The organism is Nitrosovibrio sp. Nv4, from assembly GCF_900215485.1.
Taxonomy (GTDB): Bacteria; Pseudomonadota; Gammaproteobacteria; order Burkholderiales; family Nitrosomonadaceae; genus Nitrosospira.
Map to the genome: position 1 here is coordinate 1105268 of NZ_OCMZ01000001.1, position 15267 is coordinate 1120534.

Genomic DNA, 15267 nt, shown 5'->3' on the forward strand with positions numbered 1-15267 from the left:
CTTCCGCTCTGCTGATTTCAGTCTAGGCGCGATTCCTGAAAATACAAGAAATTCCGGCCGCGCAACGCAACGTATTATTTGCGGAGGTAAGCAGCTGTCTTGATTGGAATGCAAAATCCGGAGGCGCCTGCCATAAAACATAATAAAGGCCAGAAGGACGGCTCCTTCCGCTTCGCTAATGCGACGGAAATCGGATTGACTAAATGAGGAACAGATATATGATGAAATCAGGATATAAAAAAATGCTCGCGCGGCATCAATCTGCTGAAGGAGAAGAACTGACCGTCCTTGAGGGGGACGCAAGGCACGGTGGACAGGGCTGATAGGTTGGGCGACCTGAAAAAGTGCGGTTTATTCGACTTTTCACGAGCGTTTCAGTCGCCTAGTGATGTACCGGAGGATGGTCCTTGCCGCGGGCGTGGCCGGGCCTGTGTGTTGTAGATATGTAATACAGATAGGGAGGTGGCAATGGCCTACGATATTGAACAGGTGATCAAAATGTCTGAAGACGAGCTCGACCGGTTGTTTTCCGACAGTGAGTCCGGGGAGATTCCAGACGGTGAAGCAAAGGGTACGGCCATTATCGCGCCGGGGGCCGGTTACAACCACGCCATTGCGCAGATAGTCAACTATTTCGCCTGGCAGGGCAAGATCTTCGATGCCAAGAGCGGTACGTTGAAGAACGAGATTACCCCCTTTGGCCTTCGCGCCATCCTTGCGAGGGTTTACAAGGGCGACAGCTGGTTCGACCAGAAGCCGTGCATCGTCCTCGATTATTCAGAGACATCGGTGGTTGCGCAAAGGATACGCGACGAAATTCGCAAGGTCGCGGACAAGCAATATTTGGGCAAGGTTTACTGGGGCAAGAAACAGTTAATACATTTCTTCCTGCAGTTCTGAGCGATTCCGCCGTACCTCGTTCAGGCATACAGGTTGAACGGTCGAGACTTCAAAAACAGGCTTGCGGTTATCGGAATCCCAGCCATTCGAGGATCGCTGTCATTTCCACTGCGGCCGCCTCAACTTATACCCCGCGACCCAGACTCACAGGAGAACCGCTGAACCAATAAAAGAAGAAGTCGCATAAATGTCTACCTGAGACAGGAAACCATGACACCTCAATCCAGCTTCATGATTGCTGCGACTGTACGCGCTGGGCAGTTAACAAACCTGCGCGCTTTATTGACCTCGATGAATAAAATACCTGGTCATGCTGACCCGGATAATGTCCTGATTTCTTTCAACAAGTTTGATCGCTTGCATTTTGCGCGTTTTGTAATCATAGAAGCAAAAACCGCACATGAAATCAAAGAGTTTGGTGTAACACCAAGACCGTGGCGGCCTGCACTTGCCTTTCTTTGCGACATCGATGGAGATATACATACTTTTTTAGTGGAACTCATGGAACTTGCGGAATCAGGTCTAAAAAAAATCTTTTCTCATTGCGAAGGTATTACTGAGGAAGATCAAAATCTGCTGGAATGGATGAAAGCGCACAATATAAATGCTAACGCTAATTATGTTAACTGGATTGGCCGAACGGTCAGGCAAATCCACGAAGAAGCAGAACTGCATCGAAGTTTGTCTACCTATTTACAGAAAATTGTTGATGATGTTGGCCGGGAGAATGTCCATGCCTTACGGCAAAAGCTATTGTCTCATGTCGAAATGGAAAAATATAAAGGCAGGCTTATGTTATCCCCACCAGAACCCACACCCACTGAATGGAAAGTCCGCAATCTTCTGCATAAGATCGGGATGCCGTTAGTCATACTTCTCCTATCCCCGCTATTGTTGGTTATCGCACCTTTCTTTGCACTACGTTTGAGAATGCTGGAACGTTCGGAACCTGAGCTCTTTATCCGGCCTGGCCGTAACCATTTAACAGAACTTACAGTGCAGGAAGATTGGGATGTCACTAATCAGTACAGTGTGTTTGGTGATGTGAAACCTGGCCTGTTCCGCTTACTGACTTTCAAATTCATACTCCTGCTGACCGACTATTTTGCCAGGCACATATACAACCGTGGATTTCTCGCTCGAATAAAAACGATCCATTTTGCCCGTTGGGTGCTCATGGATAATAACCATAGAGTTTTTTTCGCCAGTAATTACGATGGTAGTCATGAAAGCTATATGGACGACTTTATTAATAAGGTCGGCTGGGGCTTGAATCTCATCTTTAGCAATGCTGTCGGCTACCCTACCACGAGGTGGATTATTAAAGAAGGCGCACATCGGGAGCATGCATTCAAATATACGCAAAGGCGGCATCAAATACCCACAGAGGTTTGGTATAAGGCTTATCCGGGACTGACAGCAGTTGATTTGGCGCGTAATAGTCGTATTCGGCAAAGCATGGAAATTCGCCAATCCAACGATGCGGAAATCCGTGAATGGCTCAGCCTGATCTGAGCAGGGAGTATGGACATGAAAAAATCAAGCGACTTTGAATTTGATGATCTGCAGGGGTTGCTGCGCTTTGGCTATGGGAAATTAACAGATACCTGTTTTATGTTGCTGAATATTGCGAATGTTGATTTGGCTAAACAATGGCTGAATACGGTGCCGATCAACAGTGCCATTACGAAGGATCCTCCGCCGGATACGGCGGTGCAGATTGCCTTTTCTGTAGAAGGTCTGCGTGCACTGGGACTAAAGGAATCAGTTGTCGATGGCTTCTCCGATGAGTTCATCGTGGGTATGGCAGGAGATGAAAGCCGCTCTCGCCGCCTGGGCGATGTGGGCCGCAATGCACCGCAACGGTGGAAGTGGGGTGGCAATGCGGCACAAGTGCCGCATGTTTTATTACTGCTTTATGCCAGAAAAGGGAATATTGAAGCCTGGCGAAAAACTGTAGAAGGTGAACATTTCTCAAGGGCATTTCTGTTGCTGGAAGAATTACCTACACTTTATATAGGCGACATTGAATCTTTCGGATTCCACGATGGTATCAGCCAACCAACAATTGACTGGATGCAGCGACAAAGCACGGATATACATGAACGCGATAGTTTCTCCAACTTGCTTGCTGTTGGAGAGATGGTGCTTGGCTATCCCAATGAATATGGGCAATACACTGCGCGACCGCTCATCGATCCCAGGAAAGACAAGCTCGCAACCTTGCTGCCTAACGCCAAAAATGACCCCGCATGGAAGGATTTTGGTCGTAATGGAACGTATCTGGTACTTCGGCACCTGGGCCAGGATGTTGCCGGTTTTTGGCAGTTTCTTGACAAGGTGTCGGATCACATGCCGCAAAAACGAGAACAACTTGCCGCAGCGATGCTAGGTAGAGAACGTAATGGCACGCCTTTGATTGCGGAACGCATTCCAGGTATCCCGCGCGAAGATCATTGGAACGATTTTACCTTCGACCAGGACCCAAATGGGAACCATTGCCCGCTCGGTGCTCATATCCGTCGATCCAACCCACGCACGGGCGACCTGCCACCGGGGGTAAATGGCTTTATCAGTCGGTTGATCAAGATATTAGGTTTTGGTCAAAGGTCGGACGAGGATCTGGTTGCCTCTTCCCGTTTTCATCGCTTGCTGCGACGTGGTCGCAGTTATGGACCAGCACTTGCGCCGGAAGATGCCATCAAACCGGATGCGCCTGCCAGCGAACGTGGTCTGCAGTTTATTTGTCTCGTAGCCAACATATCACGGCAGTTTGAATTTGTTCAGAATGCCTGGACCATGAATAGTAAATTTAATGGGGTGCAAGAGGAAAGAGACCCATTGCTGGGGAATCGCGAACCGTTAATGAGCGGTGAAGGTACTGATCATTTTAATTGTCCCGGTCAGTCCGGGCCGATGCAGAAAACCAGTCATTTGCCGCAGTTTGTTACCACCCATGGTGGCGGATATTTCTTTATGCCTGGGCTGCGAGCGCTAAAGTACATTTCGGCCTTACCTGCTAACGGGAGTGATAGCCATCATGACGAAGATCAAGAACCGGATACTAAAAGCTATTCACAATTTTCTGATTCAGCTGCTACGCATTGAGCGCCGATTAGAACCCTGGTTTCGCCCACAGTGGAACTATCTCTTTCGCGAACCCAGCGCAAAGGTTATCCAGTTTTTGATTAATCGGCGACGCAAGAACGAAGGTCTGCAACTGGCTGAAGAAAAATTCGACCCGGATGAAGAAGACAGCTTGAATCAAATTGTCGACCTGATGATGGATCAGATGCGCGGGCGGTTCAAACCGGGAGGATATGAGCGGGGCGGTAATACAAAAACGCACGGCATCGTGCATGGTACGGTAACCATACGAGATGATTTGCCGGAACACTGTCGCAAAGGTATTTTCGCTAATCCGCGCAGTTACCCGGCTTATATACGCTACTCCGGACCAGGACCCAATGTACCTGCCGATATTAACGATGTTGGTTTTATGAGCATGGCGGTGAAACTCATGGGTGTTCCGGGCGAAAAACTTATGAGTGAGGAAAAATTTACCCAGGATTTTATCACCACCAGTGGCGGCGCGACGTTTGTCACACCCAACACCCGGGAAAATGTCAAACTGCAATACTGGAGCCTGGTAGATATGACGCTTTATTATTTTCTCAATCCGAAGGATACACACTTGCTTGACTTCTTCATGCAGAGTCTGTGGAATGAAACCCAGTATAACCCGTTGGGACAACGTTACTGGAGTTGCACTCCCTATCTGTTGGGTGAAGGACAGGCCATGATGTACTCATTCGTGCCAAAAACGTCAGAAGTTGAAACTCATATTCCTGGTCTGCCATTTGGCACACCGCCTTTCAATTATCTGCGGGAGAACATGATCAAGACTTTGGATGAGAAAGATGTTGAGTTTGATCTTATGATTCAAATACAGACGGATCCTCATTTAATGCCTATTGAAGATGGCTCAGTACGTTGGCCGGAAAAGCTTTCCCCGTTTATTCCTGCTGCTACAGTTCATATCCCGAAACAGAAATTTGATACCGAGGCGTACCTTGAGTTTGCCAAGCGACTGAAAATGAATCCCTGGCATTGCCTTCCTGAACATAGGCCATTAGGCAATCTGAATCGAGCGCGCTTTAGAATGTATTATGAGTTATCCAACTTTCGGCAGGAGATGAATCAAACCACCCATCTTGAACCAACCGGGGATGAAAAATTCGATTAGTATTTTTTACAGCGTCACTATTTATTTCAGGACAACATAACAGGGCTAATAAAAATTGGCTTGAATGTCGAGAATCTACCGCTGTAATTTCACCAAGCCTGTAATTTCACCCACCTCTCATTAAATGGTTACACCGTTTGGAATGAATCTTGGATTCATGCGGTCATAGGCGAAAGAACGTCTGCTATTTCTCTGATCAATTTCCTCTTCTATTTCTTCCAACCTGTCTCCGAACCGCTTTATCACCTCGCGCGCTTCAGGATCGAATTGCTGTGGTTTGTACTGACCAATGGAGTTGACACGAAAATTCGTCACGAAATAGGTCCAGGTTTGCGAATAAGCAGCTCGAAAAGCAGGCTGAAACTTCAGTAATTCATCTGCATCAATTTTGGTGTTTTTTCCCGCCGGAGGTGGCGTATAAGCTGAATGCGGCATATTGGGAACGAACCCGGGATATTTGTATTGGTTGAAGTGAATGCAGGAATGAAAAGCAGTACATAGAAAAATGATGTGACCGAGAGTCTCGCTCAGCTCTTGCCTGGAACCGAATCTGGCAGGAAACCCAGGAATTCTGCCGCGATCTCGTGCATTGATATCATTTGCCCATGCCTGAATTTCATGGTCTTCAGTAACATCAGCTTCAGATTTGTAATATAAATCGACATATTCTTTGATAAAACTTTGAATTGCATTCCATAACAAGATGCCATCATCGCGATAGGGATAAAAAAGATCAGGATTATCGACTTCCCGCTTCGCAATATCATTGGGAAAGGCCGATTCCTTAAAATTAAAGCTCGTCATGCCATTGGCCATGCACTGAGTCATAGCGTCATAGTCTCCGGCAAATAACTCGCCGTACCGGCCTGGACGTCCTTTCCGGTCTTTCAGGAAAGTGTGCTGGTGATTAACGTTGAGTGTATATTGAAGATGTGGATTTAATAGAATATAGAGCGGGTGAGATTTATAAAGCTGTCTGCGTGAAGCCATGATGATGGCTTCCATGACGTAATGAATACGGGTCGCATGGGTATACAGTATGTGATGGTTGCCATCTGCGACTTGGGCGAACATCTTTGCTGTCAGCCAAAGATTGCCGTCTTTTGAGGTATAGATCGCATTATCGGGCCTGGCATCCTGGTATAACTGTATGGCAATCGGCCGCAACATGCCATCCGACTGCAGAAACAACACGACGAGCGGAGTCGTGACATATTGTTTCTGGCCGCCGTCGATATACCCGGGGTTTGACTGCAATATATATAAATCCGCATAGTCCAGGATGTATACGCGCTTTTGCTCGGTGGCAGCCGTATAGTCAATCTCATCAATCTGCTCTTCAAAAATCTTTCGGATTTCAGATTCCGGCAGCTTTTCCGATAGAGGATTCTGACGGGTTACAGCGCGCAATACGACGGGATTTACTCCAATGACACGTTGCAGGCCGAATATCAGATCTTGCTGAAAATTATCCACCAGATCGGGGTTTGGAGGACTAGACGGATAAAAAACGTAGTCTCGATAGCTTTCCATCGGCTTGCCGAGCAGGTAGCGTAAAAAGGTAACCGATAGACTGGGTAAACTTGGAATCAACTGTAAAAGATTCATCCCCCCACGGAGCCAATATCCAAGCCCGGGTCTCTCCTCCCGCGGCAGTTTGCGCACGACAGCAATAGTACTGGCATACTCATATGCGTATTGATACTGGGCTTGCCTTTGAAGAAGATAATTTTTCCGATCTTCTGCTTTCCGTATATTTTCTTCATTCTGTGGCAGCTTATTCGACACGGGGCACTCCTTTATAGAAAATAAACTTCGCTTGATTTCTATAGCTTTTCTATATGCACTATGTTAAGAATTTTACTGCGATGGGTATTCCGGAAAACGTGATCGCTAATTTCCGGCTGAACGTGACCAGTCAAACAAAAAAGCATCTTGATATTCGAGATCGCTTCCACATTTAAGTCCAACCTTAGCTGCCTGATGACAGAGTAGATGTTTTGAAGCTTGCAACGACCATATCGCTATCCCTTACGTTACGGTTGACAATATCTGCAAGTGAGTTTGTTTCTTCAATAACAGATTGTCCAACCTTTGAAAATGTCGTCTCGTTGTGTACGTAGATCGATACAAGCGGGTTTGTCAGCGCGTGGGTAAACGCATCGTAACCAACCATCCGTACCATAAGGCGTCCAAGATTAAAGCCTTCATCATGATCTTCGGCAGATATACCGACCTGCCACTCCAGATCCTCGATCCGGTCCCTGTAGAGTTCCTTCAGTTCTCGCTGTAGTTCATGATCATCTGTCAATTCCTCGAAACTCATCAAGCGAGGCATGCTGAATGCTGCCCGATAGTCGTTGAATGAGCGCAGCCTAGCCTGGCGTCCCATTGCGACGGTGCGCTCCATGACACTTCTATTATCGTCCCCGATAGGAAGCGGATCGAAAAAGAAACTATGAGTATTGTGAAGACCAATACGACCGGCTCTCTGTATTGATGCAGCCGTTATCAGCGCCCCAATACCATATTGAGTTACCAAAGGGGTATTGTTACGAAAGTCATCCAGCTTGTATAACTTGTTATCAACCACGTAGTTTTCCGGGACCATCGAATGCCAGCGGTATAGGAGATTAAATTCCAGCGAGATCCAGTTGCTACGGTACCAGCGTTGCCTTTCCGCCAAACCGGGAGATGGGTCAAGGGTAAAACCAAACTGTGTAAAGCGCGAGACGTAATCCCGCAAAACCACTTTAATCAGAAGCACAACCATGATGTTTCTGGCCGTCTGAAACAGGCGCTCATCATCCCATTTTGAATAGGCTTCTTTTAACAAGTCACAGATCCGGTTGTGTTCACGCAACATGAGCGTATTCATTATGGTGTAGCCAATCGACGAGTTGCCGTGCTCCAATCCAACGGCAAACATGCGTTTTAACCGTTTCTCGGGAACATTGTTAAAAACGAAATCCAAAGCGTATCGGGGGTGCAACTTCTCGAATTCTTTATTAGCGAACACCCAATTGCCCGTAGTCGTCTCGTCAACGTTAAAAATGTAGGGAGGATAAATATCTCCATCGATAATTTGATACTTCAGCTTTCCATCTTTTTGTAATCGTAAATAATGGGTAATTTCTTCGCGTAAACCATAGATCTGGCAAAGATCAATTTCATGATTCGATGTATTTTTTCGTCGATCGCGAAAATCTGTCCTGAGGAAGCTATCGGTAAACCATTGGGCAAAGAAAGAAAATAGTATGCTTGTATCGACCGAAGGTATTTCCTTATTCTCTTTTCTTCGCCATAAATCAACGATTTTCTCTATGCCCGGAAGATTCTGATCTCCTTCCACCTCTGGCAGATGTCGTCCGGTAAATGACCTGTCAGTCAAGGATTGCCATGTTGTGTACGACGAAGCCATTGAAAAAGGCCTGGGCCGAGGGTTTGTGGAATAGGCCTGCCAATTGATAAAAGCGTTACTGATAAACCGCCGCAACAACGTTATCCGCGAGGCAATCCTGACGATCCCCGGGAACCTGTTTGCAATCCAAAAAACGATCCGAAAAAAGAATTCATCCATAATTTCGTACTCCTTTTTCGTTCAATGCGGCAACATTGATGACTTGCATATTCTTCTGTGGTTTAGAACGTTAGTGTATGTGCGGCCAATTTATAACTAAAAGAAGATGAACGAATGGGAAGCGCGAGTCATGGCTCTGGCTCCTGAATTATGGAAGAAGAGTGCGATCAAGAAGAAACATGAATAATAGGAACACGCGAATAAACTTCAGTACGCTAGCGCACATCATGCTCATCGTTCGCTGCTGACGGACGTGAATTCTGCAAAGCGCGCGCACTCTTTGCCATATCAAGGTCTCCTTCTCGGAATCTCCGTTCGCGCAACGTTATTTCTTAAAGCGCTTTTGGTTACCTTTAATTCCGCGCAATTCGTGTTGGCCGGCCGGTTGGAAAAACCTGAAAATGAACTATCATAAAATGTCATTACCTTTTATCTTCAATTAGCAAGTAAGGGAATTCGATGCCCCCGTCCAACCGCCCACCGGAAGAACAAACCCGGGTGCAATCCTTTGACCCGCTGCAGCTTGACCGCTCGGTAATTGCTATCCCGCTTCTCCGTGAGATGGAGAAGGAGCTTCGGCGGATTAAAGTTTTCCAGGATGAGCATCCCTTTGATCCACTCGAGTTCAACAGTGTTATCGAGTACGAGGGGGCGTATCCGGGTACGGTGGAGGAAATACGAGAGGTAATCGTCGAGATGGCCCAGCATGCAGCAAACAGCGCTTTGGCAGCATCGAAAAAACGTCTTGAAGACCTCGAAGAGATGGCGCCCGCCGGGGCACAGGTTTCGGATGATGCGGCCAAGGACCGCGCTGCCATTTACGGAAACATGCCTTTGATGGAGCAGAAACGGCATGCCGCGCTCGAAGATGCAATCCGGACGCAAAAAATTGGACCGGTTCTAGAGGAGGGAGCATACCGTTTCAGTTTTGCCAACCTGCACGCTACCATTATCCGGCGTTTATTGGCCGCAAATGACAGACTGGGGATGCCGGGGGAAATGCAGACCAAACCCATCATTCAAATTCATCCGACCCGATATGAGCTTATCGTCGATTTGAACCTTGAATACCCTGGCGGTCGCATGGCGGCGCGGCGCTGGGTTTTCAAGAACATTGAGAAGGCTAAAGAACTGGCGAATGTAAGGGATGCAGGTCAGGATGTTCATCTCAAAAAAGATCAGCGTGAAAGCAACTACGTATTCGCACGACTGGAAGCGCGGGTCATCAAAGCGCTTATCGATCTGGATATAGAGGAAGCTAAAACGGAAGCCAGCAAGGTGTCAGCCAGAAATGATGCACGAACCGGCGGCTCAAGCCGCGTGCCGAAAATCGATCCAAGCACATTCCGCGCGATCTTTCGTATCTGGCCCGATTTCGAGATATCCGCGTATATCAACAAATCCATTGCCACAGTGAAAGCCGATGCTGCGCAAAATTCTTTTTCCGCCCACGGCACTGGAATCACATGGGCGGTTATGGATTCGGGAATCAAGCACGATCATGAGCACTTTCGCAAATACAATAATATCGACCCGGATTCCAAATGGCATAGGGATTTTACCGTGGATGGCGGTGGTCCTTTCGAAGATGAAAATGGACATGGTACACATGTCGCCGGGATTATTGCTGGCGAATGGCCCGTTCCAATCGATGCGCTCATGGCTCCAAACGCTCCTCCGGATGCACCCATGCCGGCAGTGCGCATTCCTGTTGCGGTCTCGCGCTATCTGAAAAAAGATTCCGAGGATGTCGAGTACCAGCCGATAAAACTCGTGGAGGGCATGAGCGGCATGGCGCCCCGATGCAAGCTCGTGAGCTTGCGCGTACTGGATGAAAACGGGAAAGGCAGCGTTAGCAACCTTATCGCCGCCATCGGTCACGTGCAGGAAATCAACGGTTATGGTCGAAGACTTTTAATTCATGGTGTAAACATAAGCCTGGGATATTCTTTCGAGCCCGAGTGGTTTGCGTGCGGGCAGAGTCCGCTTTGCGTAGAGGTGGACCGCTTGGTAAAAACCGGTGTTGTCGTTGTTGTTGCAGCTGGCAATACCGGATATGGGACACTCAAGTCCACCATCGGCGCCTCGACCGCGGGCATGGCCCTGACAATCAATGACCCCGGCAATGCCGACCTCGCCATTACCGTTGGCTCGACGCACCGCGACATGCCCCATGTTTATGGGGTATCGTACTTCTCCTCCAAAGGGCCGACGGGCGACGGCCGCCTCAAACCGGATCTTGTCGCTCCGGGCGAGAAGATTCTTTCTTGCGCGGCGGGTCACCTGAAAAGCGAGGGTGCGCGTGGCATGGAGTGCGACTACGTAGAAACCAGCGGCACGAGTATGGCGGCTCCCCATGTCAGCGGAGTGATTGCGGCATTCCTGTCCGTGCGAACCGAATTCATCGGCAAGGCGGAACGCGTTAAGGATATCTTTCTCCACTCCGCCACGGATCTGCGGCGCGACCGCTACTTTCAGGGCGCGGGTCTGGTTGATCTGATGCGCGCCATTCAGTCAGTATGATCTCGCAAACAGGTCAATACCATAATAAAAGGAGGAGCACATTATGAATGATATCGCGGGAATTCCTTATGTTGAAGCGCAATTCGACAAGAATGGCCGTCCGGCCAGCGATCAAGTCGTACTGCCAGCGGGGGTCACGGACGTCCTGATCATATCGCACGGATGGAATAACAACAAGACCAGAGCCGAGGAGCTTTATCGTAAATTCTTCGAGAACTTTGCCGCCGTTGCTCAACCCAACGATCTGCCTGGACGCAGCTTCGCCATCGTTGGGGTAATCTGGCCTTCAAAGGAATACGATGCTTCCGTTGCTGTTTCCGGCACACCCGGCACAGGACAAGGAGCTGCCGGCCTGGGCGGCGCAAATGGGGATTCTATCGACGCGATCGAGGAGAAGCTCGATCAGATGAAAGAAGTTTTCACCGAGCCCGGGCAACAACAACTTCTGGAGGAAGCGAAAGCATTACTTCCGGATATCGAGGAAAAAACCTCCGCACGGCTTGAATTCGCCAACAGAATGCGCTCATTGCTCGATCCCGGGGCGGCAACCAAGGACGATGCGTCAGACAGTTTCTTCAAGGATGACGGCAATGAGCTAATGAAAAATTTGAAGGCTGATGAAGATGACCTGGATGAGGAGATCGCGAGCGCAGGTACCGGGGGCGGGGCATCGCTTGCCCTGGGGGTGGGGACCGTTGCCCCGCCGGAGGGTGGGGCGGCAGGACTCGTGGAGTTTTTCTCCGGGTTCAAAGCCGCAGTCGTGAACCTCCTGAACTATACAACTTACTACGAGATGAAGACTCGCGCCGGGGCGGTTGGCCGAAATGGTGTGGCTCCCCTCATAGACAAACTTGCGACGCAGGTGCAGGGTATTCATCTGATCGGTCATAGCTTCGGCGGCCGCGTGGTCGCCGCGGCCGCCGTCCATTCCAAAAACGATAAGATAAAAAGTATGACACTCGTACAGGCGGCTTTCTCGCAGAACGGCTTTTCCAAGGGCGAGCAGGGATTTTTCCGGGGAGTGGTCGATAATCAGCGGATCAAGGGCCCTGTCCTCGTAACGCATACCCCTAACGACAGAGCGGTAGGCTTCGCGTATCCGCTTGCGTCCCGTATCGTTGGAGATAAAACCATGGCGTTTGGAGATAAAGACGACATGTTTGGCGCGATGGGTCGTAATGGAGCGCAGAAAATGGAAGCCGGTGAAACCGTTATTGGGGAGTTGCTGCCGGTGGGCTCCAGTTATGCATTCCAATCGGGTAAGTTCTTCAATCTCGAAGCCAGCGATTTCATTAAGGACCACAACGACGTAAAAGGGAAGGAAATAACCTACTTGTTGCGCAAGGCGCTCGCCGCTTGAAACATGAGTCAAGAACGTTCGAACAGGTTATATGCGCAGGTGTGGACGCTTTATGAAGAGAGCCTTCAAAGTCGCCCGCCAGACGAGGTTGGAGCGGCTGCACCGAGCGAGGAAAAGGCTTCCGAATGAAGTTGCATCCCTCAAGCGAGCGCATATGTGCCGGAGAAGCGCGGTGCGGTATCTTCCGCTCTTCCCTATTGCCCGATCCCCGCTTCAGGGGGCTTTCCTCCCTTTCCCCCGTGAGCATCCTCTAAGAGCCTGACGAAGGTGCGGCAAGGCAGACTGCCCCAAGGGCGCCGCTCCATTCGCTTCAACCCGCACCAGGACGTGAAAGCTGGCGTTTATCGCGGTGCTTCCTGCATGATACGTTTACGCCGCCGTTATGTACCTTGACAACCCGATCTTCCAACTCGGTTGGCCATTAATGGCCGTTCTCGCAAAAAATGAAGCAGGCAGAAACTTTCTGCCCGAAATATAATCGAAACACCACGTATTGATTATCTTGATCTCCCCCGGCGGCCCTCTTGAATTCGGGGCCGTCGGGAAGTCTTGTGCCGGGCCACCGGTATCCACCGCATAGCGAAGTAGTCTACCCAGCCAGAGCGGCCCAGTCCGATCCCTGGAGAGGGTATGTTGGGCGCTATAATTTAGCAGCCGAGATTTAGCGACTGAAACACGAGTTAAACCTTTTAATTTACGCTTCTCATAATTTTAACGCCGCAACTATTTCATGAACGTTTTTTACGAAGAGGAAGGCACTTTCAAAGTTGGCGCGGTCCTTGCGGACAACACGACCTCGCTTCAGGTGGAGGCTCCTCACGGCAAGCGCGCGAAAATAAAGGCAGCTTCCGTGTTGCTGCGGTTCAACGCGCCTTCCTTATCGGAATTCATGGATCTTGCCCAAAAAACAGCGGAGGATCTGGACCCGAACTTTCTTTGGGAATGTTGCGAGAGTGAAGCAGAGTTTGCCAGTGATGCGTTGGCTGCGGATTATTTCGGCCACGCAGCCACCCCTGAGGAAGCGGCGGCAGTGCTGATCCGGTTGCATAGTGCGCCGATGTATTTCTACAAGAAAGGTCGCGGGCGCTACAAGGCTGCCCCACCGAAAGCGCTCGAGGCAGCGCTTGCGAGCCAGGAAAAAAAGCGTCGCCAGGCGGAACAGCAGGCGCGTTATATGCAGTTGCTGGGCGAGTTCATTCTACCGGAAGAATTCGAATCGTCGCTATCCAGTCTGCTCTACCGGCCGGACAAGAATACCATCGAGTGGAAAGCACTGGAGGCGGCTTGTAGCGCAAGCAAGCTGAGCGTCTCGCGATTGCTGGAAAAATGCGGGGCAATACCGTCTACCCATGATTATCATCTCAACCGCTTTTTGCTGGAGCACTTTCCGGAAGGTACTGGCTTTGATGCATTCAGTGAGGGAGAGTTGAGCGATCCGGCAGACTTGCCGATAGCGGATGTGACCGCCTTCAGCATTGATGATGTCACCACTACCGAAATCGATGATGCTTTTTCGGTTACTCCCTTGACCTTGGGCAGCTTCCGCATTGGCATTCACATTGCGATCCCGACTTTGGGAATCCCCCCGGACTCGCTATTGGATACGGTAGCGGCACAGAGGCTATCGACTGTATACCTTCCGGGCAGCAAGATCACCATGCTGCCAGAGCGTGTGATACAGCACTACACCTTGTGCGAAAAACGATTGCGGCCAGCCCTCTCGATGTATCTCGACGTAGCGGATGATTTCACGGTTTTCGCCACGCACAGTTGCGTCGAACAGGTGAGGATTGCCGCCAACCTCAGACATGACACCTTGGAGGAGCACTTTAACGAATCTACGCTGGCGAGGGGAAACATCGATCATCCCTTCGGTCAAGAGTTGCTGACGCTGTGGAATTTCGCCTGCAAGGCAGAGGCACTCAGGGGAAAGACCAACGACAGCAACAATGACAGAATTGATTACTGTTTCAGCGTTGTCGATGATCACATTTCCATTAGTCAGCGCCGGCGCGGTTCGCCAATCGATAAGGTGGTGTCCGAACTGATGATTTATGTCAATGCCGAATGGGGCAAGCAGCTCGCCGACAACGGCGTTGCCGGTATTTATCGCAGCCAGGGAGGCGGCAAGGTCAGGATAAGTACCTCTCCCGCACCGCATCAGGGCTTGGGCGTTTCGCAGTATGCCTGGATCAGTTCGCCTATGCGCCGCTATGTCGATTTTATTAACCAGCGGCAACTGGTTGCGCTGCTGCGCGGGGAAACGCCGCCTTATACCAGAGAGAGCGAGAACCTGCACATGTTCATGCGAAATTTCGAGGCGGCTTATGAGGTCTACGGGGATTTCCAGCGCAACATGGAGCGTTACTGGTGTCTGCGCTGGCTGTTGCAGGAAAACGTTACCACAACCGGTGCGCAGGTATTGAAGGAAAATCTGGTGAAGCTGGATTGTCTTCCGCTGGTGGCACGAGTAGCCTCGTTACCGGAAATGCCGCCGGAAACGAATATCGAAGTTGAGATTTCGAATATCGACTTGCTGGAACTGACTTTCAACGTGAAATTCCTGTGTAAAGTGCAGGCATGAAATTTTATCGCCATTCAAGTGACGAATGGCGTCGTTATTGTTTAAAATGTCGTGAAATTTCTCCTCCAGCATAA

At 49.6% G+C, this 15267-nt stretch carries 9 protein-coding genes; 7 read left to right on the plus strand and 2 right to left on the minus strand.

What is annotated here, in order from left to right:
* Positions 1-468: 468 nt before the first annotated feature.
* The 4 genes from CRO05_RS04935 to CRO05_RS04950 all read left to right on the plus strand — a co-directional run bounded on the left by CRO05_RS04935 (position 469) and on the right by CRO05_RS04950 (position 5146).
* On the plus strand, positions 469-900 hold the full coding sequence (locus tag CRO05_RS04935; RefSeq protein WP_097066061.1) for a hypothetical protein: 432 nt from the start codon (positions 469-471) through the stop codon (positions 898-900).
* A gap of 210 nt (positions 901-1110) precedes the next feature.
* Positions 1111-2415, plus strand: a complete 1305-nt coding sequence (locus tag CRO05_RS04940) for a hypothetical protein (RefSeq protein ID WP_097066062.1) — start codon at positions 1111-1113, stop codon at positions 2413-2415.
* Positions 2416-2430: 15 nt separating this feature from the next.
* Positions 2431-4008, plus strand: coding sequence for a peroxidase (locus CRO05_RS04945; protein ID WP_235001291.1), 1578 nt, complete (start codon positions 2431-2433; stop codon positions 4006-4008).
* On the plus strand, positions 3941-5146 hold the full coding sequence (locus CRO05_RS04950; RefSeq protein ID WP_097066063.1) for a catalase family protein: 1206 nt from the start codon (positions 3941-3943) through the stop codon (positions 5144-5146). The genes CRO05_RS04945 and CRO05_RS04950 overlap by 68 nt, the downstream gene beginning before the upstream one ends.
* 120 nt (positions 5147-5266) lie before the next feature.
* On the opposite strand, the gene CRO05_RS04955 is transcribed toward CRO05_RS04950, so the two are convergent.
* Positions 5267-6934, minus strand: a complete 1668-nt coding sequence (locus tag CRO05_RS04955; RefSeq protein ID WP_097066064.1) for a lipoxygenase family protein — start codon at positions 6932-6934, stop codon at positions 5267-5269.
* Between the two features lie 184 nt (positions 6935-7118).
* The gene (locus tag CRO05_RS04960; protein ID WP_097066065.1) at positions 7119-8726 is read right to left on the minus strand and encodes a peroxidase family protein; all 1608 of its coding nucleotides are present in this window, start codon (positions 8724-8726) and stop codon (positions 7119-7121) included.
* A gap of 459 nt (positions 8727-9185) precedes the next feature.
* On the opposite strand from CRO05_RS04960, the gene CRO05_RS04965 reads away from it, so the two are divergent.
* The 3 genes from CRO05_RS04965 (at position 9186) to CRO05_RS04975 (ending at position 15193) form a co-directional block, all read left to right on the plus strand.
* Positions 9186-11249 carry a S8 family peptidase gene (locus tag CRO05_RS04965; protein ID WP_097066066.1) on the plus strand — a complete coding sequence of 688 codons (2064 nt, stop codon included), beginning with the start codon at positions 9186-9188 and terminating at the stop codon, positions 11247-11249.
* 43 nt (positions 11250-11292) lie between these two features.
* Entirely contained in the window at positions 11293-12609 is a 1317-nt protein-coding gene (locus tag CRO05_RS04970) for a hypothetical protein (RefSeq protein WP_097066067.1), read from the plus strand.
* Positions 12610-13339: 730 nt separating this feature from the next.
* On the plus strand, positions 13340-15193 hold the full coding sequence (locus CRO05_RS04975) for a ribonuclease catalytic domain-containing protein (protein WP_097066068.1): 1854 nt from the start codon (positions 13340-13342) through the stop codon (positions 15191-15193).
* The last annotated feature ends 74 nt before the right edge of the window (positions 15194-15267 follow it).